The organism is Streptomyces sp. NPDC055632 (assembly GCF_053618675.1).
This window is the reverse complement of the sequence record NZ_JBSHHY010000002.1, coordinates 472,023-492,486: the sequence shown is the minus strand read 5'-3', so window position 1 is coordinate 492,486 and position 20,464 is coordinate 472,023. Positions and strand designations below refer to the sequence as shown.

Annotated in this window: 22 protein-coding genes; 8 read left to right on the top strand and 14 right to left on the bottom strand. The window is 73.0% G+C overall.

The window, feature by feature from the left end; all coding sequences use genetic code 11:
* Nucleotides 1-251 precede the first annotated feature (251 nt).
* The gene (locus ACWGSR_RS04900; protein ID WP_453563558.1) at nt 252-1,295 is read left to right on the top strand and encodes an Lrp/AsnC family transcriptional regulator; all 1,044 of its coding nucleotides are present in this window, start codon (nt 252-254) and stop codon (nt 1,293-1,295) included.
* A 12-nt stretch (nt 1,296-1,307) separates the two neighbouring features.
* On the opposite strand, the gene ACWGSR_RS04895 is transcribed toward ACWGSR_RS04900, so the two are convergent.
* Nucleotides 1,308-2,114 (bottom strand): class I SAM-dependent methyltransferase, encoded by an 807-nt coding sequence (locus ACWGSR_RS04895; RefSeq protein WP_453563555.1) that lies wholly within the window; start codon nt 2,112-2,114, stop codon nt 1,308-1,310.
* Between the two features lie 62 nt (nt 2,115-2,176).
* Between ACWGSR_RS04895 and ACWGSR_RS04890 the strand changes: the two genes are divergently transcribed.
* Both ACWGSR_RS04890 and ACWGSR_RS04885 read left to right on the top strand, forming a co-directional pair.
* On the top strand, nt 2,177-4,012 hold the full coding sequence (locus tag ACWGSR_RS04890) for a prolyl oligopeptidase family serine peptidase (protein WP_453563553.1): 1,836 nt from the start codon (nt 2,177-2,179) through the stop codon (nt 4,010-4,012).
* Nucleotides 4,013-4,250: 238 nt separating this feature from the next.
* Nucleotides 4,251-4,991, top strand: coding sequence for an SURF1 family protein (locus ACWGSR_RS04885; protein WP_376232957.1), 741 nt, complete (start codon nt 4,251-4,253; stop codon nt 4,989-4,991).
* 154 nt (nt 4,992-5,145) lie between these two features.
* Here the strand turns inward: ACWGSR_RS04885 and ACWGSR_RS04880 are convergent, their stop codons facing one another.
* The 6 genes from ACWGSR_RS04880 to ACWGSR_RS04855 all read right to left on the bottom strand — a co-directional run bounded on the left by ACWGSR_RS04880 (nt 5,146) and on the right by ACWGSR_RS04855 (nt 10,818).
* The gene (locus ACWGSR_RS04880) at nt 5,146-6,501 is read right to left on the bottom strand and encodes a hypothetical protein (RefSeq protein WP_453563550.1); all 1,356 of its coding nucleotides are present in this window, start codon (nt 6,499-6,501) and stop codon (nt 5,146-5,148) included.
* Nucleotides 6,498-7,226, bottom strand: a complete 729-nt coding sequence (locus ACWGSR_RS04875; protein WP_376232961.1) for a SigE family RNA polymerase sigma factor — start codon at nt 7,224-7,226, stop codon at nt 6,498-6,500. The genes ACWGSR_RS04880 and ACWGSR_RS04875 overlap by 4 nt, the downstream gene beginning before the upstream one ends.
* Before the next feature lie 357 nt (nt 7,227-7,583).
* Nucleotides 7,584-8,855 (bottom strand): aspartate kinase, encoded by a 1,272-nt coding sequence (locus tag ACWGSR_RS04870; RefSeq protein ID WP_366373543.1) that lies wholly within the window; start codon nt 8,853-8,855, stop codon nt 7,584-7,586.
* Nucleotides 8,856-9,089: 234 nt separating this feature from the next.
* Nucleotides 9,090-9,749 (bottom strand): DUF5063 domain-containing protein, encoded by a 660-nt coding sequence (locus ACWGSR_RS04865; protein WP_376232963.1) that lies wholly within the window; start codon nt 9,747-9,749, stop codon nt 9,090-9,092.
* A gap of 41 nt (nt 9,750-9,790) precedes the next feature.
* On the bottom strand, nt 9,791-10,390 hold the full coding sequence (gene recR / locus ACWGSR_RS04860) for a recombination mediator RecR (RefSeq protein WP_188271073.1): 600 nt from the start codon (nt 10,388-10,390) through the stop codon (nt 9,791-9,793).
* A gap of 92 nt (nt 10,391-10,482) precedes the next feature.
* Complete coding sequence (locus ACWGSR_RS04855) at nt 10,483-10,818, bottom strand: YbaB/EbfC family nucleoid-associated protein (protein WP_366373540.1); 336 nt, start codon at nt 10,816-10,818, stop codon at nt 10,483-10,485.
* A gap of 293 nt (nt 10,819-11,111) precedes the next feature.
* Here ACWGSR_RS04855 and ACWGSR_RS04850 point away from each other — a divergent pair, with 293 nt between their 5' ends.
* Nucleotides 11,112-11,849, top strand: coding sequence for an SLATT domain-containing protein (locus ACWGSR_RS04850; protein WP_453563664.1), 738 nt, complete (start codon nt 11,112-11,114; stop codon nt 11,847-11,849).
* Between the two features lie 32 nt (nt 11,850-11,881).
* Here the strand turns inward: ACWGSR_RS04850 and ACWGSR_RS04845 are convergent, their stop codons facing one another.
* From ACWGSR_RS04845 to ACWGSR_RS04835, 3 genes are all read right to left on the bottom strand, one after another.
* Nucleotides 11,882-12,535: a hypothetical protein gene (locus ACWGSR_RS04845; RefSeq protein WP_376232966.1), complete on the bottom strand. Its 654-nt coding sequence runs from the start codon at nt 12,533-12,535 to the stop codon at nt 11,882-11,884.
* Between the two features lie 126 nt (nt 12,536-12,661).
* Nucleotides 12,662-13,363 (bottom strand): GntR family transcriptional regulator, encoded by a 702-nt coding sequence (locus tag ACWGSR_RS04840; protein WP_453563545.1) that lies wholly within the window; start codon nt 13,361-13,363, stop codon nt 12,662-12,664.
* Nucleotides 13,364-13,474: 111 nt separating this feature from the next.
* On the bottom strand, nt 13,475-14,836 hold the full coding sequence (locus tag ACWGSR_RS04835) for an aminotransferase class III-fold pyridoxal phosphate-dependent enzyme (RefSeq protein ID WP_453563543.1): 1,362 nt from the start codon (nt 14,834-14,836) through the stop codon (nt 13,475-13,477).
* Between the two features lie 143 nt (nt 14,837-14,979).
* Here ACWGSR_RS04835 and ACWGSR_RS04830 point away from each other — a divergent pair, with 143 nt between their 5' ends.
* Together ACWGSR_RS04830 and ACWGSR_RS04825 are read left to right on the top strand one after the other, a co-directional pair.
* Nucleotides 14,980-15,585, top strand: coding sequence for a DJ-1/PfpI family protein (locus tag ACWGSR_RS04830; protein WP_453563541.1), 606 nt, complete (start codon nt 14,980-14,982; stop codon nt 15,583-15,585).
* A complete protein-coding gene (locus ACWGSR_RS04825; RefSeq protein WP_453563539.1) occupies nt 15,582-16,067 on the top strand; it encodes a MarR family winged helix-turn-helix transcriptional regulator in 486 nt (161 codons plus the stop codon). Before ACWGSR_RS04830 ends, ACWGSR_RS04825 begins: the two co-directional genes overlap by 4 nt.
* On the opposite strand, the gene ACWGSR_RS04820 is transcribed toward ACWGSR_RS04825, so the two are convergent.
* Nucleotides 16,009-16,455, bottom strand: coding sequence for a hypothetical protein (locus tag ACWGSR_RS04820; protein WP_453563662.1), 447 nt, complete (start codon nt 16,453-16,455; stop codon nt 16,009-16,011). The two genes, ACWGSR_RS04825 and ACWGSR_RS04820, sit on opposite strands and share 59 nt — an antisense overlap.
* Nucleotides 16,456-16,612: 157 nt before the next feature.
* Here ACWGSR_RS04820 and ACWGSR_RS04815 point away from each other — a divergent pair, with 157 nt between their 5' ends.
* Complete coding sequence (locus ACWGSR_RS04815; protein ID WP_453563536.1) at nt 16,613-17,449, top strand: helix-turn-helix domain-containing protein; 837 nt, start codon at nt 16,613-16,615, stop codon at nt 17,447-17,449.
* Nucleotides 17,446-17,625: a DUF397 domain-containing protein gene (locus ACWGSR_RS04810; protein WP_383434715.1), complete on the top strand. Its 180-nt coding sequence runs from the start codon at nt 17,446-17,448 to the stop codon at nt 17,623-17,625. Before ACWGSR_RS04815 ends, ACWGSR_RS04810 begins: the two co-directional genes overlap by 4 nt.
* Before the next feature lie 3 nt (nt 17,626-17,628).
* Here ACWGSR_RS04810 and ACWGSR_RS04805 read toward each other — a convergent pair whose 3' ends face one another.
* From ACWGSR_RS04805 to ACWGSR_RS04795, 3 genes are all read right to left on the bottom strand, one after another.
* Nucleotides 17,629-18,513, bottom strand: coding sequence for a glycoside hydrolase family 19 protein (locus ACWGSR_RS04805; RefSeq protein WP_376232979.1), 885 nt, complete (start codon nt 18,511-18,513; stop codon nt 17,629-17,631).
* A 136-nt stretch (nt 18,514-18,649) separates the two neighbouring features.
* Nucleotides 18,650-19,282, bottom strand: coding sequence for an AAA family ATPase (locus ACWGSR_RS04800; protein ID WP_453563533.1), 633 nt, complete (start codon nt 19,280-19,282; stop codon nt 18,650-18,652).
* A gap of 34 nt (nt 19,283-19,316) precedes the next feature.
* Complete coding sequence (locus ACWGSR_RS04795; protein WP_432085030.1) at nt 19,317-20,258, bottom strand: NADP-dependent oxidoreductase; 942 nt, start codon at nt 20,256-20,258, stop codon at nt 19,317-19,319.
* Nucleotides 20,259-20,464: the final 206 nt, after the last annotated feature.

The following is a 20,464-nucleotide window of genomic DNA, read 5'->3' as shown; positions in this document are numbered from 1 at the left end:
GCGTGGGGTGTGTGCCGTGGAGCCCCGGCCCGTACGGCGGCGGCCCTTCGTGCCCGTGGCCCGTCGCACCCGTGACCCGCCGTTCCCGTGGCCCGCCGCACGGACCGTACCCGCGTGCCGTGTTCGCGCGTTGTGCCCGACGTCATGGCGGAGGCCACCGTCACGGGATTGAATGCACGTGCCCCGGTGCACATCCTGGGGCGCCTCGGAACCCACAGGCCGGGTTTTCCGGGGATCGGCCAAGGAGGCACATGGATACCGGGGAATCCGTCCTGGGAGAGGCGGATCTGGCACTGATCCACGCACTGCAGATGGCCCCGCGCGCCAGCTGGACCCAGCTCTCGGCCGTCCTGGAGGCGAGCCCCGACACCCTCGCCCGGCGCTGGGAGCACCTCAGCGGCAAGGGCTACGCCTGGAGTTCCCTGCTCGCCGCCCGGCACGGCAAGGAGGCCACCCTGTACGCGTGGGTGGAGCTGGAGTGCGTCGCCGGAGCCATCGAGGCCACCGCGGGCGAGCTCTCGGAGGACCCCTGCACCCTCGGCGTCCACCAGGTGACCGGCGACGCCGACCTGGTGCTGCTCGTCGCCTCGCCCGACCTCCACGCCCTCGACGCCTACCTCGCCGGCCGGGTGCGGCGCCTGCCCGGGGTGCTCAAGTGCCGCGCGCAGGTCGTCACGCGGCTGCACAACCGCCCGTACCGGTCGCGGATCGACCAGCTCACCCCCGGGCAGATCCAGCACCTCACGGAGCTGACGGGCGGGGACCGGCGGAACAGGACCCACGCGCGCGCGTACCCGCGCGTCACCGATCTGGACCGGCGGATCGTCGCGGAGCTGGCGGGGGACGCCCGCCGCAGCGCCGCCGAACTCGCCCGGCAGTGCGGCACGAGCGAGTCGACGGTACGGCGCAGGCTGGACGTCCTGACGGCGTCCGGCGCGTTCCACCACCACTGCCTGCCCGCGCCGCGCTTCTCCGGACGCCCGGTGTGGGCGCTGGTCACGGCGGACATCCCTCCCCTGGAGGTGCCGGAGACGGTCGCCGCGCTCGGCCGGCTGCGCCAGACCCGGCTCGTCACCTCGGTCACCGGGCCGCACAACCTGGCGCTCGCGATGTGGCTCCGTACCGTCGACGAGCTGCACGAGGTGACGGCGGTGCTCGTACGGGCCGCTCCGGCGCTGCGGATCACGGGCACCGCGCTCTCGCTGCGCACGCACAAGATCGGGGCGCAGGTCCTCGGCCCGGACGGACGGCGGACGCACCACGTGCGCCCGGAGCGAAAACCCCAGGGCCCGTAGGGCCCCTGCGGGTCAGGCCGGGCGGGACGCCCTGACCGAGTACATCAGCGGGACGCGGGGGCGGTCCGCCGGGAAGCGGTAGCAGCCGTCCTCGTGCCGCTGGAGGGTGCCGTAGCGGGGGACGGACGAGACGTCGTGCTCGTGCAGGAAGTCGATCCGCAGGCCCGCCCGCGCGAGCGCCGTGACGACCTCGCCGACCGGGTGCGCCCGGTCCGCTTCGGAGTCGGCGTACGCGCCGGGGGCGGTGTCGACCCACGGGTCGCGGACGAAGTAGTCGTGCACGACCCGGCTGCCGGTCTCGTCGTCGAGCGAGTCGGCCAGCGGATGGAACTCGGCGAGGTAGAGGAAGCCGCCGGGGGTGACGAGCGAGGCGGCGGTCTCCGCCCAGCGCTCGACGTCGGGCAGCCGGCGCAGCGCCCCGCCGCCGGTGTAGACGACGTCGTACGAGCCGTCGGGGACGGCCTCGGCCGCGTCGTACACGCCGGCGGCGACGAAGGCGGCCCGGTCCTGCGCGAGGCCCAGGTCGGCGGCGAGCGAGCGGGCGGCCTCGACGGCCTGCTCGGAGGGGTCGAGGCCGACGACGTGGGCGGCGCCCCGCCGGGCCCAGGAGAGGGTGTCCAGGCCGGTGCGGCACTGGAGGTGCAGCAGGGTGCGCCCGGTGACGTCCCCGACCTCCGCGACCTCGAAGTCCCGCAGGACGTCCTCGCCCGCGCGGAAGGCGTCGAGGTCGTGGACGGGGCCGGCCGCGTGGACCGGGACGCGCTCGTCCCAGTCCGCCCGGTCGGCCCCGTACCTCTCCTCGGGGGTCGGATCGTGCATGTCGGCGAGGTTATCCACAGGTTGCGGAGCACGCGACCCGGCGGCCCTCCGCCCGGAGCATGATGGGTGCCATGACTGAGAGCAGGAAGCCCGAGAGCCCCGAGAGCCCCGACGCGCCCGTCTGGGAGCAGCGCTTCCGCGCGCCCCGCGTCTCCCTGCCCGAGTGGGCCGAGGAGGCGCCGGACCGCTCGCTGTTCGTGTCCAACGCGACGGGGACGTACGAGCTGTACGCGTGGGACCGGGCGACCGGGGAGCAGCGGCAGGCCACGGACCGGCCGAACGGGACGACGGACGGGACGCTGTCCCCGGACGGCGCGTGGGTCTGGTGGTTCGCGGACACCGACGGGGACGAGTTCGGGGTGTGGATGCGGCAGCCGTTCGCGGGCGGCGCGGACGAGCCGGCCGTGCCGGACCTGGCCCCCTCCTACCCGGCCGGGCTCGCGATCGGCCGGGAGGGCACGGTCGTGGTGGGCCGCTCCACGGACGAGGACGGCTCGACGGTCCACCTCGTACGGCCCGGGGGCGGCGCCCCGGTCGAGATCTACCGGCACCGGGAGTCGGCCGGGGTCGGCGACCTGTCGTACGACGGCTCGCTGGTCGCGGTCGAGCACACCGAGCACGGGGACGCGATGCACTCGGCGCTGCGGGTCCTGCGCGCCTCGGACGGGAGCGTGGTCGCGGACCTCGACGACACCAAGGGCGGCACGGAGGAGCTGGGCCTCACGGTCCTGGGCTTCGCCCCGGCCGCCGGGGACACCCGGCTGCTCGTCGGCCACCAGCGGCGCGGGCGCTGGGAGCCGATGCTCTGGGACGTGGCGACGGGCGCCGAGACCGATCTGCGGCTCGACCTGCCGGGCGACGTGTCGGCGGAGTGGTATCCGGACGGCTCGGGCCTGCTGATCGTGCACGGCTTCGAGGCCCGCAGCGAGCTGTGGCGGTACGAGATCGGCACCGGCGCCCTGGTGCGGGTGGACACCCCGGCCGGTTCGGTGTCGAGCGCGACGGCCCGGCCGGACGGCAGCGTGGAGTACCTGTGGTCCTCGGCCGCCGAGCCGCCGGTGGTGCGCTCCACGGACGGCGGGGTCGTCCTGGACCCGCCCGGCCCGAAGGCGCCGCCGTCGCTGCCGGTGGAGGACGTGTGGGTGGAGGGCCCCGGCGGCAGGGTCCACGCGCTCGTGCAGCGTCCGGCGGAGGGCGAGGGCCCGTTCCCGACGGTCTTCGAGGTGCACGGCGGTCCGGCCTGGCACGACAGCGACGCCTTCGCGTCGGGCCCGGCGGCCTGGCTGGACCACGGGTACGCGGTGGTGCGGGTCAACTACCGGGGCTCGACGGGGTACGGCCGGGAGTGGACGGACGCGCTGAAGCACCGGGTCGGCCTGATCGAGCTGGAGGACGTCGACGCGGTCCGGACGTGGGCGGTGGCGAGCGGGCTCGCGGACCCGGAGCGGCTGGTCCTCTCCGGCGGCTCGTGGGGCGGCTATCTGACGCTCCTCGGCCTCGGCACCCAGCCGGACGCCTGGGCGGTCGGCCTCGCGGCGGTCCCGGTCGCGGACTACGTGACGGCGTACGAGGACGAGATGGAGGCCCTGAAGGCGCTGGACCGGACACTCCTGGGCGGTTCGCCCGAGGAGGTGCCCGAGCGGTACGCGGCCTCGTCGCCGCTGACGTACGTGGACGCGGTGAAGGCCCCGGTGCACATCTCGGCCGGGGTCAACGACCCGCGCTGCCCGATCCGCCAGATCGACAACTACGTCGACCGGCTCGCGGCCCGGGGCGCGGTCCACGAGGTGTACCGGTACGACGCGGGCCACGGCTCCCTGGTGGTGGAGGAGCGGATCAAGCAGGTCGCCCTGGACCTGGCGTTCGCCGCGAAACACCTGGGGACCCGGCCGGTCTAGGGGGTGTCCGGCGGATCGGGGGTGTCCGGCGGATCGGGGGCGGGCAGGACGCGGCGTCCGGTGCGGCACCTCGCCACGACCCCGGCCCCGGCCCCGGCCATGGTCCCGGCCCCGCCCGGCCCCGGTCCCGACCTCGGCCCCGGCCCGGCCCGGCCCGGCCCCGCCATGGTCCGCCGGACACGCCCCGGTCGGGCACCCGGCCGACGGGGGGCCGAGCGGCCTTGCGTACCGTGGGGGCGTGTACCGGTTCCTGAGAACTCCCCGCTGGTGGGGGATCAACCTCTTCGTCCTCCTCGCGATCCCGTTCTGCGTCTTCATGGGGACCTGGCAGCTGGGGAAGTTCGAGGACCGCGTCGACTCCCACCAGGAGGCGGAGCAGCGGGCCGCCCCGAGCACGGCGAAGGCCGAGCCGCTGGACGCGCTGCTCCCGGTGGACAAGGAGACCTCGGGCCGCACGGCCGAGGCGCGCGGCCGGTTCGGGGAGCAGTTCCTCGTGCCGGGTCGCGAGCTGGACGGCCGGACCGGGTCGTACGTCCTGACGCTGCTGCGGACGGACGGCGGCCGGTCGCTCCCGGTGGTCCGGGGCTGGCTCCCGGAGGGCGCCCGGGCGCCCGTCCCGCCGTCCGGCGAGGTCACGGTGGCGGGCGCGCTCCAGGCCTCGGAGAACCAGGGGTCGAAGGGCGTCCGCGCGGCGGGCGGGCTGCCCGAGGGGCAGCTCGGCATGATCAGCGCGGCGTCCCTGGTGAACGTGGTGACGGACGACGTCTACGACGCCTGGATCACCCTCGCGGACTCCCCCGCCGGTCTCACCCCGGTCCCGGCGGCGGCCGCCGCGGGCACGGGTCTGGACGCGAAGGCGTTCCAGAACCTCGGCTACACGGCGGAGTGGTTCGTCTTCGCCGGCTTCGTGCTCTTCATGTGGTTCCGCCTGGTCCGCCGCGAGGCGGAGGCGTCCCGGGACGAGGCGCTGGGGCTGTAAGGGCCCGGCGCGGGGCCCGGAGGGCCTGGAGAGGCCCGTAAAGCCTCGGCGCGAGGCCCGTGGGCCCCGGCGGGCTCGCAGGACCCGGCGTCCCGGACGCCCGGCAGCCGCCCCGGCCCCGGAGGCCCGGCCCCGGAGGCTCGGCCCCAGGGGCTCAGGAGGTGCCGATGAGGCCGGTGCGGTAGACCGTGCCGGAGCAGGCGTGGGGGACGACGGCCGACATCGAGGGGCCGCCGGGCTCCGCGGTGTGGCTGACCACGACGCTGCCGTCCGCCGGGCCGCCGGCCGCCGGGAGCAGCTGGGCCGCCGGGCCGCCGTCGGCCGGTCCCGGCTCCGGGCTGCCGCCGGTTCCGCCGGGGCCCGGGCCCCCGCTGGGGTCGGGGTTGCCGGTGGGCTCGGTCGGGGCGGGCGTCGGCGGCGGAGTGGTCGGCGGGTCGACCGGGGTGGTCGGCGTCGGCGTCGGGGTGGTCCCGGTCGTCGGACAGGTCTCGCTGGGCACCCAGACGAACTTCACCTCGTAGGAGCCGTTCGGCTCCAGGAGGAGGCGGGAGGACTCCTGCGCGGGTCCTGGCAGTCCGCCGCCCTCGCCGCCCGAGGTGCTCCGGACCACCGCGATGCGTCCGGGGTCGGCCGCTCCCCGGGCCTCGAAGCCGACGGTCCCGGCGCCGTCCACGACACAGGCGGTGCCGGAGACGTTGACGACGCGGAAGCTGCCGTACACCTTGCCCTCGGCGTCGGGTCCGCCGGACCGCGCGCCGCCGCCGGACAGCTGGCCGACGGCGCAGCGGTCCGTCCCGGGGGCGATCTCCTGCGCGTCCCCGGGGGTCTCGCCGGACGCCCCGGCGCCGGTCTCCGGCTCGCCGGAGGAGCCGTCGGCGACGCCCTCTCCGCCGTCCCGGCTCGGGGAGGCGCTGCTCGCGGGGGTCCCGGCGCTCCGGCCGCCCTCGATGCCGGTCTCGGTGCCGGTGCCGCCCTGGGCCTCCTCGCCGTGGCCGGCGTTCACGGGGCTGGCGGCGGTGGTCCCCTCCGAGGAGGCGACGTGCACGAAGGCCGGGACGGCCGTTCCGATGAGGACCGCGGCGGCCGCGGCGCCGACGACGGCCTGCCGCTTGCGGGCCCGCCGGGCGGGCACGGCGCGGCGCAGGTGCTCCAGCGAGCCGAGGGAGGGCTCCAGTCCCTCCACGGCGCCGTGGAGCATCCGCCGCAGCGCCAGCTCCTCGTCCCCGTCGCCCTCGCCGGGCCCGGACTCGATGTTCACCATGCGCTGTCCACTCAGATCGTCACGTTCGTCACGGGCACGGGCCCCGGGGCCCCCGGTGACCCTACGGCCACCGGCGCCCCCGGCGTCCGTCCCGCGTTCCTCGGGCTCCCCGGCTTCCCCGTGTTCCTCGGTGCGGTCCTCGGCGGGCGCGCTCCCCTCGGAGGCCTCGCGGCCCTCCGGGGTCACCGCGTCCTCGGCGGCGGCCCCCTCCTCGGGGGCCCTGCCCTTCTCGCCGCGCGCCCCGCTCACGACGTCGCCCCCATCGTGACGCGCAGGGCCGCGATGCCCCGCGAGCCGTACGCCTTCACCGAGCCCAGGGATATCCCCAGCGTCTCGGCGACCTGGACCTCGGTCATGTCCGCGAAGTAGCGCAGGACGAGCACCTCGCGCTGGCGCCGCTGGAGCCCGCGCATGGCCTTGATCAGGTCGTCGCGCTCCAGCTGGTCGTACGCCCCCTCCTCCGCGCTGGCCATGTCCGGCATCGGCTTCGAGAGCAGCTTGAGGCCGAGGATGCGGCGGCGCAGCGTGGACCGGGAGAGGTTCACGACGGTCTGGCGCAGGTAGGCGAGCGTCTTCTCCGGTTCGCGGACCCGCTTGCGGGCCGAGTGGACGCGGATGAACGCCTCCTGGACCACGTCCTCGCAGGAGGCCGTGTCGTCGAGGAGCAGCGCGGCGAGGCCGAGGAGCGACCGGTAGTGGGCGCGGTAGGTCTCGGTGAGGTGGTCGACGGTGGTGCCGACGGCCGGGGCGTCCTCGTCGCTCGTGCGGGGCGACGGAACGCCGTCCACCCGGTGGGACCGGGAATCGGTGGACACGGGAGCGATCACCGGCATCCCGCCGAGGGCCCGCGGACGCCGGAACGGGGCGACGACGGGTCCGCGCACGGTGCCGGCGACGCCGCTCCGTGCGGGGAGCAACGCCGTGCCCGCGCCGCGCAGCGGGGCGATGGTCGCGATGTCGAGTACCTCTGCCACGCCTGTTGGACACGCCTACCCCCGACAGGGTTGTACGCGCTCGCCGTCCTTTTCGACGGCGGGTTGTTCGTCCTCATGCGTAACCGTTCTCCCCCGATGCCCCGCTTTCACAGCGCGCCCGGCGCCGCACGCCCATGGGTGCCCGCTGAGACGCGCCCCACCCAACTACTGGTTGCAGCAAGGGGGAAATGCATCGTCGTCCAGGACATCGCCGCAGTTCAAGGGATATCTGACGCCTATTTGCTCACAGGTCGTTCACAGATCACACAAATCCATGACACACGACTCCCCCCGGACGGGCGGCCGCGGGCCGCCGCACGGGGGGAGTCGTGGAAGAGCCGGTGGGAACGGGCGGGGTCAGCGCCCGGTGCCGCCGTAGACCACGGCCTCGTCCGAGTCGCTGTCCAGGCCGAAGGCGGTGTGGACGGCGCGCACGGCCTCGTTGACGTCGTCGGCGCGGGTGACGACCGAGATGCGGATCTCGGAGGTCGAGATCAGCTCGATGTTCACGCCCGCGTCGGAGAGCGCGCGGAAGAAGTCCGCGGTGACGCCCGGGTTGGTCTTCATGCCGGCGCCGACCAGGGAGATCTTGCCGATCTGGTCGTCGTAGCGCAGCGAGTCGAAGCCGATCGCGCCCTTCGCCTTCTCCAGGGCGTCGATGGCCTTGCGGCCCTCGGCCTTGGGGAGGGTGAAGGAGATGTCCGTGAGGCCGGTGGAGGCGGCGGACACGTTCTGGACGATCATGTCGATGTTGATCTCGGCGTCCGCGACGGCGCGGAAGATGGCCGCGGCCTCGCCCGGCTTGTCCGGTACGCCGACGACGGTGATCTTCGCCTCGGAGGTGTCGTGGGCGACACCCGAGATGATGGCCTGCTCCACCTTGGAGTCCCCTGTCGGTTCGTTGCTGACCCACGTGCCCTGGAGTCCGGAGAAGGACGAGCGGACGTGGATCGGGATGTTGTAACGGCGCGCGTACTCGACGCAGCGGTGCAGCAGCACCTTGGAGCCGGAGGCGGCGAGCTCCAGCATGTCCTCGAAGGAGATCCAGTCGATCTTCTTCGCCTTCTTCACCACGCGCGGGTCGGCGGTGAACACGCCGTCGACGTCGGTGTAGATCTCGCACACCTCGGCGTCGAGCGCGGCGGCGAGCGCCACGGCGGTGGTGTCCGAGCCGCCGCGGCCGAGGGTGGTGATGTCCTTCTTGTCCTGGGACACGCCCTGGAAGCCGGCAACGATGGCGATGTTGCCCTCGTCGAGGGCGGTGCGGATCCGGCCCGGCGTGACATCGATGATGCGCGCCTTGTTGTGGACCGAGTCGGTGATGACACCGGCCTGGCTGCCGGTGAACGACTGGGCCTCGTGGCCCAGGTTTTTGATCGCCATGGCCAGCAGGGCCATGGAGATCCGCTCCCCGGCGGTCAGCAGCATGTCGAACTCACGCCCGGAAGGAATCGGGGATACCTGCCCGGCGAGATCGATCAGCTCGTCCGTCGTGTCGCCCATCGCGGAAACCACGACGACCACCTGGTGGCCGTTCTTCTTGGCGTCCACGATCCGCTTGGCGACGCGCTTGATGCCTTCGGCATCGGCAACGGAGGAGCCTCCGTACTTCTGCACGACAAGGCCCACGTGCGCTCCTCGCTCAGTCTGTGCCGCAGCCGGCGCTGCGATCGGCTCAGTCTAACGAGCGACTCGAAAACGCCTACGAGATACCGAATGGTGAGACAAGCCGCTCAACAGGTGATCACCTGACCGAAATGCACCGGAACGGCCCCCTCCGCCGGCCTTTCCCCGCCCCGCTCGCGTCGCTTCCCCCGCCCACGGGCCCGCTCGCGTCGCTTCCCGCCCACCGGCCCGCTCGCGCTACTTCCTCAGCCCCAGCCCTAGCGGTCCCGCGATCTCGCGGATCATCACCCGGCCCGCCTCCTCCGCCAGGTCGTCGTCGCCCAGGTCCTCGTCCGTGTCGAGGCCGTCCAGGGCGGCGAGCGGCTGGTCGAGGCGGACGTGGGCGACCAGGGACTGGAGGGCGCGGAGGGTGGCCGAGGCGGTCGGGCCCCAGTTGGAGAAGTACGAGAACTGCCACCACCACAGGGCCTCGCTGGTCCGGCCCGCCCGGTAGTGGGCCAGGCCGTGGCTCAGGTCGGCGACGATGTCGGCCAGGTTGTCGGAGATCCGGGCCGGGACCGGGGCCTTGCGGGGCTCGTACGGGTCGAAGACCTCGGAGAAGACGTCGACCGGGTCCAGGAGCGCGGCGAACCGCTCGCGCAGGTCGTCCGCGTCGGGCTCCGGACCGGTGTCCGTCTCGTAGCGCTCGTCCGGGACGATGTCCTCGTGCGCGCCGAGCCGGCCGCCCGCCAGGAGGAGCTGGGAGACCTCCAGGAGCAGGAAGGGCACCGTGCTGTCCGGCTCGTCGCCCTTGGCCACCTCGGTGGTCGCGACGATGAAGCTCTCGATGGAGTCGGCGATCTGGACCGCGAAGTCGTCGGGGTCCTGCGTGACGGAGTGCAGGGTGGGGTCAGACATGAGACTGCCTTCCTCGGAGCACCCACACGTGGGCTAGGTCGTCATACATCCAGCAGCCTCCGGCCCTCGAAGGCGCGGCCCAGGGTCACCTCGTCCGCGTACTCCAGGTCGCCGCCGACCGGGAGGCCGCTCGCGAGCCGGGTGACCCGCAGGCCCATGGGCTTGATCATCCGCGCCAGGTACGTCGCGGTGGCCTCGCCCTCCAGGTTCGGGTCGGTCGCGAGGATCAGCTCGGTGACCGTGCCGTCCGCGAGCCGCGCGAGCAGCTCCCGGATGCGCAGGTCGTCCGGGCCGACGCCCTCGATGGGGCTGATCGCGCCGCCGAGGACGTGGTAGCGGCCGCGGAACTCCCGCGTCCGCTCGATCGCCACGACGTCCTTGGGCTCCTCGACCACACAGATGACGGTCAGGTCCCGGCGCGGGTCCCGGCAGATGTTGCACTGCTCCTGCTGCGCCACGTTGCCGCAGACCGCGCAGAACCTGACCTTCTCCTTGACCTCCAGGAGCGCGTGCGCGAGCCGCCGGACGTCCGTCGGCTCCGCCTGGAGGACGTGGAAGGCGATCCGCTGCGCGCTCTTGGGACCGACGCCGGGCAGCCTGCCCAGTTCGTCGATGAGGTCCTGAACCACGCCTTCGTACAACGGAACGCCCTTCTCGGGTGTGCTTGATTCTTACGGTAGTGGCTGCGGCCGGGCCTTAGAAGACCCGTGGGAACGGTGCCGCGTCCGGGGTCTCAGAAGCCGAGGCCCGGCATGCCGCCCATGCCCTGCGCCAGCGGGCCCAGCTTGGCCTGCTGGAGCTGCTGCGCGTTGTCGTTGGCGGCCTGTACGGCGGCGACGATCAGGTCGGCCAGCGTCTCGGTGTCCTCCGGGTCGACCGCCTGGGGATCGATCACCAGGCCGCGCAGCTCGCCGGAGCCGGTCACGGTCGCCCTGACCAGGCCGCCGCCCGCCTGTCCGTCGACCTCGGTGGCGGCGAGTTCCTCCTGCGCCCGCGCGAGGTCCTGCTGCATCTTCTGCGCCTGCTGGAGGAGCTGCTGCATGTTGGGCTGGCCACCACCGGGAATCACGGTCACTCCTGAGGGTCAATTTGTCTGACTCGGTACGCCGAGCCTACGTGGTCCCCGCCCACCCTGCCTCCATCACTCTTTCGGGTGAGAAACTGCGGGCTCCTCTACCTGATCAACACCCACTTGCGGGCGGAAATCCTGGGATTCCGGGCCCATCGCCCTCCATTCGGCGGTAGGAAGGGCAGGCACCACGTGCACCGCACGCCACAGCAGGACACGAGCGACACGAGCGCCGAGCCGAGCAGAGGCGCTGAGCTGAACAGAGGAGTCCCCCGGTGAGCCAGCAGCCGGAGATGCCGCCACCGGGGCACCCCGGGGGAGACGTCCGCCCCGATCCGACCGGCCGTGACCTGAGCGGCCGCGACCTGAGCGGCAGGCCCTTCCCCCTGGGGGACTGGGGCGAGCCGGCCGAGCGGCTCGACGAGCTGTACCGCTGGGTGGAGGCGAACGCGCTGCGCACCGCCGAGTGGTACCTCTCCGACCGGGTCTGGAAGCGCCGTGCCGCCCGGCTCCTGCGGATCGGCACCGCCGTCGGGGTGATCGCGGGCGCCGCCCTGCCGCTGCTCGACCTGACCGGGGTCGCGGCGGGCACGGCCGGCTGGGGCTACCTCTCGCTGCTGCTCGGCGCCGCCTGCCTGGCCTGCGACCGGTACTTCGGGGTGACGTCGGGCTGGATAAGGGACGTGGCGACGGCGCAGGCGGTGCAGCGGCGGCTCCAGGCGCTCCAGTTCGACTGGGCCTCGGAGAGCGTCCGGGAGGTCCTGGGGCCCACCGAGGGCACCGCCAGCGAGGCCGCGGAGCGCTGTCTCGGCGTGCTGCGCCGCTTCTCGGAGGACGTGACGGAGCTGGTACGGGCGGAGACCGCCGACTGGATGGTCGAGTTCCGCTCGGGCCCGGCGCCGCTCGCGCTCCAGTCGGTCGGCGTGGTGCCGTCCCGGCCCGAGAGCGTCCAGCCGACGGGCGGGCGCTTCCCGCTGCCGCCGGGCACCCGCCCGAACATGCCGCGCCAGCGGCCCCCGGAGACCCGCTGAGGGTCCTCCGGGGGCGCCGGTCCCGGCCGGAACTAGCTCAGGATGATCATCGAGCCCTGGGCCAGGCTCCGGGTCGCCGCCGCGTGCAGCCCCAGCCACACGTGCCGCTCCCGGGCGAAGGGCCCCTGGTCGTACGGGGAGGGGCCGACGGCCGGCTCCTCCAGGGCGGTCGGCCGCTCCGGCGGCAGCGGGGCGGCCGGCGGGTTCGCCGGGTCGATGCCGATCGCGGGCGCCACGAACTGCAGCTCCCGCAGCAGCCCGTGCGAGGAGCCGAGCGGCCCGCCGCCCTCCAGGAGCTCGTCGCTGGCGAGCGGCGCCGGGAAGTCGACCGGCACGTACGCGCCCGCGTGGTCGTAGTGCCAGACCAGGTGCGACCGCTGGGCGGTCGCCTCGAACATCTCCAGGAGCTGTTCGTAGTCCCCGCCCAGCTCGCCGACCGGCTCGACCGGCAGTCCGTGGACCTGGAGCAGATAGGCGCGGCGCAGGAAGTGCAGGGCCTCGTAGTCGAAGCCGGCGACCGGGGCGACGTCGCCGGAGAGCCCCGGCATGTACGCGTAGACGGGTACGGTCGGCAGGCCCGAGGCGCTGAGGACGGCGTCGTAGGCGGCGATCTCTTCGGCGAAGGGGTTGTCGGGGCTGTGGCACAGCACGTCGACGAGGGGGACCAGCCACAGGTCACAGGCCAAGGGAGGCTCGCTCTCCGTCGGTTGCAGGGACGGCCAGGGTAGTCGGATCGTCGGACGACGCCCACCCGTTGGGGACCTGCCCCCGGAGACGGGCCCTCAACCCGCCGGGTCCCGCCGTGCCCCGCCCTACCCGCCCCGCCGCTCCAGCCGGTCCGCCCACTCAAGGGCGTGCGCGTTGTACGCGCGCACGATCGTCACGGCCGCCTCCGCGTCGCCCCGGGTGATCGCGTCGACCAGCTCCACGTGCCCGCTCCACAGCCAGCCCATGAGGTCCCGCTCGGAGCGCAGGTGGGGCACGGAGAAGGCCCAGGCCTGGACGCGGAGCCGGTGCAGGAAGTCCGCGAGGTGGTCGTTGGCGGCGATCAGACGGCCCAGCTCGCGCCAGTACCGGATGTCGTACCCGACGAGGACGTCCAGGTCGCCGGCGCGGGCCGCGCGCGCGGCGGCCTCGCCCCGGCGGCGCACGGAGACGAGCGCGACCCCGATGCCGGGCTCGGGGGCCGGGGGCGGGGCCGGGAGGGCGGTGGCACGGCGGCGGAAGATGCCGTCGACCACGAGCATCCGGGCCTCGACCATCCGCCGGTAGTCGTCGACGGAGTACTGGTGGACGCGGAAGCCCCGGTGCTGGTCGGAGTCGAGGAGCCCCTGCGCGCAGAGGTCCACGAGGGCTTCGCGCACGGGCGTGGCCGAGACGCCGTACTGCTCCGCGATCTGTTTGACGGTGAACTCGCGCCCGGCCTTGAGACGGCCCGCGAGCACCTCGTCACGCAGCGCGTCCGCGATCTGCTGTCGCAGGGTGCTGCGGGTGACGCCTCCGCTCGCGGGCATGGTGGTGGGTCCCCTCCGTCCGGCTCCGGACACCCTAATCCAGACGGAGGAGACCTCTCCGGTACGGCTCGTACCGCCCGTACCAGCGGTTACGCGGTTCCGCGCGGGCGGTTACGCGGTGTGCTCGTCGGCCACCGAGAGGGCCGCGTCCAGGGCCGCGAGGCCCTCCTTGGCCTCCGCCTCGGAGACGTTGCAGGCGGGGACGGCGTGGGTGCGGTTCATGTTCACGAAGGGCCACAGGCCGTTCTTCTTCGCGGCGGCGGCGAAGGCGGCCATGGGCGCGTTGGCCTCGCCGGACGCGTTGTACGGAACGAGCGGCTCGCGCGTCTCCCTGTTCCTGACCAGGTCGAGCGCCCAGAAGACGCCGAGGCCGCGGACCTCGCCGACGGACGGGTGGCGCTCGGCCAGCTCGCGCAGGCCGGGGCCGAGGACGGTCTCGCCGATGTGCGCGGCGTGCTCGACGACCTTCTCGTCCTCCATCACGTGGACGGTGGCGACGGCGGCGGCGCAGGCCAGGGGGTGGCCGGAGTAGGTCAGGCCGCCGGGGTAGGGGCGCTTGTCGAAGGTGGCGGCGATCTCGGCGCTGATGGCGACGCCGCCGAGCGGCACGTAGCCGGAGTTCACTCCCTTGGCGAAGGTCAGCAGGTCGGGCACGACGTCGAAGTGGTCGGCGGCGAACCACTTTCCGGTGCGGCCGAAGCCGGCCATGACCTCGTCCAGGACGAAGACGATGCCGTACCTGTCGCAGATCTCGCGCACGCCGGCGAGGTAGCCGGGCGGCGGGGTCATGATGCCGGCGGTGCCGGGCACGGTCTCCAGGATGATCGCGGCGATCGTCGCCGGACCCTCGAAGGCGATCGTGTCCTCCAGGTGCTGGAGGGCCCGCGCGCACTCCTCCGCCTCGGTGGTGGCGTAGAAGGGCGAGCGGTAGAGGAACGGGGCCCAGAAGCGCACGACGCCCGCCGAGCCGGTGTCGGAGGCCCAGCGGCGCGGGTCGCCGGTCAGGTTGATCGCGGTGGAGGTGGCGCCGTGGTACGAGCGGTAGGCGGAGAGCACCTTGGTGCGGCCCGTGTGCAGCCGGGCCATGCGGACGGCGTTCTCGACGGCCTCGGCGCCGCCGTTGGTGAAGAAGATCTTGTCCAGGTCGCCCGGGGTGCGCTCGGCGATGAGGCGTGCGGCCTCGGAGCGGACGTCCACGGCGAAGGCGGGCGCGAAGGTGGCGAGCTTCCCGGCCTGCTCCTGGATCGCGGCGACCACCTTGGGGTGCTGGTAGCCGATGTTGGTGTAGACGAGGCCGCTGGTGAAGTCGAGGTAGCGGTTCCCGTCGTAGTCCCAGAAGTACGAACCCTCGGCGCCGGCGACGGCGAGCGGGTCGATCAGGCCCTGGGCGGACCAGGAGTGGAACACGTGGGCGCGGTCGGCGGCCTTGACGGCGGCACCGGCCCGCGGATCGGGTGCGGCGTGAGGGGTCATGCGGCCGAGGGTAAGGAACCGCAGGTGGGAAGGGCCATGGCCATCTTGTCCACCGAGACCGGGAGGGACGCGACACGTTGTTCCCCCGGCGTTCCCCGAGCCCCACCATTGACAGGAAGCTGTCGTCATGACAGTCTACTGTCATGACAAACGAGAGCGACACCCGCACCGTCCACCTCGCCGTCTACGACACCCTCGCGGACTGGGAGACCGGCCACGCCACGGCCTGGCTCGCCCGCGCGGGACACACGGTCAAGACCGTCGGCCCGGTCGCCGGCGAGCCCGTCACCACGATCGCCGGGATCCGGATCGTCCCCGACCTGGCCCTCTCCGACCTGGACCCCGAGGACAGTGCCCTGCTGATCCTGCCGGGAGCCGACAAGTACGACGAGGGCGACGAGCTGGCCCCGTTCGCGGCCAAGGCCCGCGCCTTCCTCGACGCCGGGGTCCCGGTCGCCGCGATCTGCGGCGCCACGGCGGCCCTGGCCCGTGAGGGCCTGCTCGACGACCGCCGCCACACGAGCGCGGTCTCCTTCTACCTGGCCGCCACCGGCTACAAGGGCGCCGAGCACTACGTCGACGCGGACGCGGTCCGGGACGGCGACCTCATCACGGCGGGCCCGACCGAGCCGGTCGCCTTCGCCCGCGAGATCTTCGCCCGGCTCGGGGCGTACGAGGGGAAGCGGGACGCCTGGTTCCGCCTCTTCCACGACTCGGACCCGGCGGCCTTCGAGGAACTGAACGGATGAGCCGCGAGGAGCAGGACGCCTTGTCCCGCACGGCCCTGGGCGTCTTCCGCCTGAACGGACAGTTCCTCGCCGTCTCGGAGAGGCTGGCCGAGCCGGCGGGCCTGACCGCCGCCTGGTGGCAGGTCCTCGGCGCGGTGCTGCCCGAGCCCCTGCCGGTCGCCGGGATCGCCCGCGCCATGGGCATCACCCGCCAGAGCGTCCAGCGGGTGGCCGACCTCCTCGTACGGGAGGGCCTGGCGTCCTACGAGCCGAACCCGGCCCACCGCCGCGCCAAGCTCCTCGCCCCCACCGAGGCGGGCCGGGCGGCGGTCCGCCGCATCGACCCGGGCCACGCGGAACTCGCGGCGCTGCTCCAGCGGGAGCTGGGCGGGCAGGAGGCGTTCGACGAGACGGTACGGGTCCTGGAGCGGCTCTCCCGGGCCCTCACGACCCTGGAGGGGTTTGCGCCGGGAGCAGCGGACGCCGCTCCATCAGCTCCGTGACGGCGCTCCTCAGGAGCAGCGGATGCACGAACCGGTCGGGCCCCGACGGCAGGCACCGCCACGCGAGCGGCCAGGTCCGACCGGTCAGCGCGGGCACGGGTACGTAGCTCACGTGTGCGGGCCCGGCACTGAACCGGGTCACCCCGCGCGGCCACGACTTGTGGGACGTCGTCCCCGGCGGCACCAGGAAGTAGACCCCGCACCGCCCGTTCGCCTCGATGACGACCGGTCCCGGATCGCCGTTGGTGAGCGCCTCCATCCAGTCGGCCAGCCGACGCCCGTCGTCGCCGTCCACTCGAACGGCGTCGAATTGTACGCCGGCCTTACGAAGTTGGAATCCGGAAACTGGAATCCAGTCGACGTTCACTTCCCGATTCTCTTCAATCACCAGGACATGTTCCCGCGCCGACGCTAGCGTTTTCCACGACTGCTGACGGTGCGTCGGTAATTGCTTGAACTGCGCCAACGCGCCCCACAGGGAGTTGAATTCGGCGGGGAACAGTTGAGGCCGGTTGAGTCCGGTTGAGTTCGATTGGGGATCGTGAATGGCGCGAGCGGAGAACAAGGAAACGGCCGGTCCGGTGGCGCGGATGGTCGCCACTCTGGCCAAGCGAATGCGAATGAAGGAGGGACTGACGCAGGAACAGCTCGGCTCCCGGATGGGGTACACGGGCGCGGCGATCAGTGCGCTGGAGACGCTGGCCCAGCCGGTGAGCGACGGCATGATGGAACAGTTGGAGGCGGTGCTCGGCGGGGGCACGGGCATCTTCGCGGAGATGCGGCCACTCGTACGGCTGGAGAAGCTGCCGGAGCTGTTCCGGGACTACGCGCAGATCGAGCAGGCGGCCCTGAGCCTGTGCCTGTACTCGACCCCCAACATCCACGGACTGTTCCAGACGGAGCCGTACGCGCGGGCCCAGATCGCGGGCGGGTACCCGACGCCCACGGAGGAACGGGTCGAGGAGCTGGTCACTGCCCGGATGGACCGCAAGACGATCTTCGACAAGAAGCCGCTGCGACTGATCGAACTGATCCTGGACGAGGCGGCGCTACTGCGGAAGTACGGCAGCGAGGAGATCATGCGGGAGCAGTACCGCTACCTACTGGAGTGCGCACGGCGCAAGAACGTCACGATCCAGGTCCTGCCCCTGGACGTCGGCCTGAGCGGGGAGAACGCTGGAGCACGAGGCGAGTTGAACCTGGTGGAGACCGACGAGCACACCCGGATCGTCTACATGGAAGTCCAGGACGAGAGTGTGCTGATCACCGACCCTGTGAAGGTGAGCACGTACGCCCAGCGTTATGCGAAGATCCGGGCACAGGCCCTGGACCCTCGCGCCTCACTGGGCCTCATCGAGCGGTTGGCGGGAGAGGGAACATGAGCAACACCTTGCACTGGTTCAAGTCCAGCTACAGCAACGACAACGGCGGCAACTGCGTCGAGGTCGCCGCCTGCCCGCACGCCGTGCACCTGCGTGACTCCAAGCAGCAGGACGGCGGGCCCACGTTCGCCGTGGAGCCCGCCGCCTGGAGCCAGTTCGTCGCCTGGCAGAGCTGACCGCTAGCAGTACAGGTTCGCCCCGGTCGGGACGCCCAGGATCTGGGTGTACTGCTGGTACTTGGAGACCCGGCTCTGCACCTGGGCCGGGTTCTTCCCGTCGCACTCCAGCGAGCCGTTGATGGAGCGGATGGTCTGGCCGAAGCCCGCGCCGTTGACCATGGCGTTGTGGCCGGTCATCGTGCCGGGGCCGTTCTGGGTGTTCCAGTACCAGAGACCGGTGGCCATGGCGACGGCCGGGTCCTGCTCGACGCGCCAGGGGTTGTTCAGGAGGTCGATGCCGAGGGCGTCACCGGCGGCCTTGTAGTTGAAGTTCCAGGAGAGCTGGATCGGCCCGCGGCCGTAGTACGCGGCCTGGCCGGCCGGGCAGCCGTAGGACTGGCTCCGGTCGCAGTAGTGGGGGTAGTTGGCCGTGTTCTGCTCGACGATGTAGTAGAGCCCGGCGGTCTCGTGGGAGACGTTCGCGAGGAAGGCCGCGGCCTCCTGCTTCTTCACCGTGTCGCTGCCGGTGTTGGCGAAGGCCGGGTACGACTTGAGGGCGTTGACCAGGCCCGTGTACGTGTAGAACGGGTTCCGGTTCGGGAACATCTGGTTGAACTGGGCTTCGGAGACGACGAAGTTGGGGTTCTGGCCGCCACCGCCGCCGGTGCCGCAGGCGCCCTCGTCGCGCCAGACGTCCGAGGAGCCGGGGCGCTCGTTCTGGGTCCACCACTTCGCGTACCAGTTGCGGCCGTTGTACGAGGCGGTCATGCCGCCGGTGTAGACGCTGCCGGAGTTCCAGGCGGTCACACAGGCGGGGGCCGCTCCGGCGGTGGTCGCGGGGAGCAGTACGGCGAGGCCTACGGCCGTACAGAGCGCGGCGAACAGCGTGAGCAACTTACGGAGCATCGCTCGTCCTTCCGGGTGGGGGGGGTCCGGGTTCGGGAAGGGCCAGCGAAGCGCGATTGGTCTGGACCTGTCAAGGTCCAGACCAGAAATAGTGACGTCGGTCCGGAGAGAGAACACCCCTCCCCGATATGCGAGTTCAGTCGAAGCGGATGTGGCGGGCCCCGACCGCCGCCCGGCGCAGCCGCGCCCGGAGCGGGCCGTCGGTGTCGGGTGCGAGGTCGAGCCCGGCCGAGGCGGCGATCCGGTCGGCCACCTGCGGGACCGTCAGGCGGTCGGTGCGGACGTGCTCCGCGAACTCCTCGCCGCACAGCCGGTCCAGGCACAGGTCGAGCTTCGACACGGCGAAGCTCTCCCGCCGCAGCGGCGCGTCCTTCCCGCCCAGGACCCGCACCGCGTGCCCGAAGCCGCGCTCGCGCAGCCGGCGCAGGACCGTCGCGCGCTCGGCGAGCAGCGCGAAGTGCCGCACGTCGTGACCGGCCGCGCGCAGCCGCCCGACCGTCTCGTCGAAGGACCGGGGCTCCACGACCGTCATGGGCGCGATCACCACGCCCGGGTGCTCGCGGAGGGCCAGGTCCAGGACCTCGTACACGCCCTGCCGCCAGGCCGGGAGGTCCTGGAAGTCGCCCCGGAGGCCCGGGGGCGTCATGCGGTGCAGACCGAAGCCGACGTGCTCGGGATCGCAGACCACGCTCCCCGGCAGCCGCCTCCGCAGCTCGTACGCGGTCTGCGTCTTGCCCCCGCCGAACGGTCCGTTGATCCAGATCAGCATCCCCGGAGTCTAGGAGCCCCCGGGGCGCCGGCGGTCAGATCAGCAGCACGATCCGGCCCGGCCGGTGGCCGGCCTCCGCCCGGCGGTGGGCCTCGGCGGCGGACGCCAGGGGCACGATGTCGGCCGTCCGGGTGGCCAGCTCGCGGGCGGCCACGCCGTCCAGGATCGCCTTCAGGCGGGCCGCGTCCGGGCGGGGCCGGATCGCGGTGACGTCGATGTCCCTGACCCGGTCCGGCAGCCGCTCCCCGGAGGCCGAGACGAACGTCCCGCCGTCCCGCAGGGCGGGCAGCAGCGGAGCGCCGATGAGCGCGGCGTCCAGGACGGCCGCGACGCCCTCGGGGACGTGGGCCCGCACCTTGGCGACGACGTCCGCCGGGTCCCCGCGCGGGACCAGTTCCTCGGCGCCGAGCTTCAGCAGCTCGTGCCGGACGTCCTCGTCCGCGAGGGCGATCACCCGGTACCCCGCGGCGGCGGCGTGCTGGACCGCGAAGCGGCCCACGACCCCGCCGGCCCCGCTGACCAGGACCGGGGAGCCCTCGGGAAGGTCCAGGAGGTCGACGGCCTGGTCCGCGACCAGCGCGGAGAGCGGCACCGAGGCGGCCGTCGTGAAGTCCATGTCGTCCGGGATCGGCGCCAGCCACTCGGGAGCGGCGCGGATCACCTCCGCGTAGGAGCCCTCGCCCGTCCCCTCCGACACCCAGGGGATGAAACCGGCCACCCGGGTGCCCTCGGGGAGGCCGGGCGCGGCGTCCAGGAGCACGCCCGCGAAGTCGAAGCCGAGGACGAAGGGCGGGGCCAGCTCGCCCAGGAAGGCGGCCCACTGCCCGGAGCGGATCCGCAGGTCCGCCTGGTGCACGGCGGCGGCCTTGAGCCGTACGCGCACCCGGCCCGGGACGTCACCGGCCTCCGGCTCGGGGCGGTTGGCGATCCTGAGGACCTCGGGTCCGCCGTAGGAGATCACTTCGACGACGCGCATGGGGCACTCCTGCACTGCTCGGTACTGCTCGTGTACTCCTCGTACGGACGCCCCCTCGTGGCCATTACACAGAGGCTCCCCACCCCCGGCAACCGCTGATGACCCGCCCGCGCGACGCCCCGGCGGGACGGCCGGAGGGCGGTCGGGAGGGCGGTCGGACGGGGCGCCGGACACGCGGCCGGAATCCGGCTTGCGGAAGGAAGAAC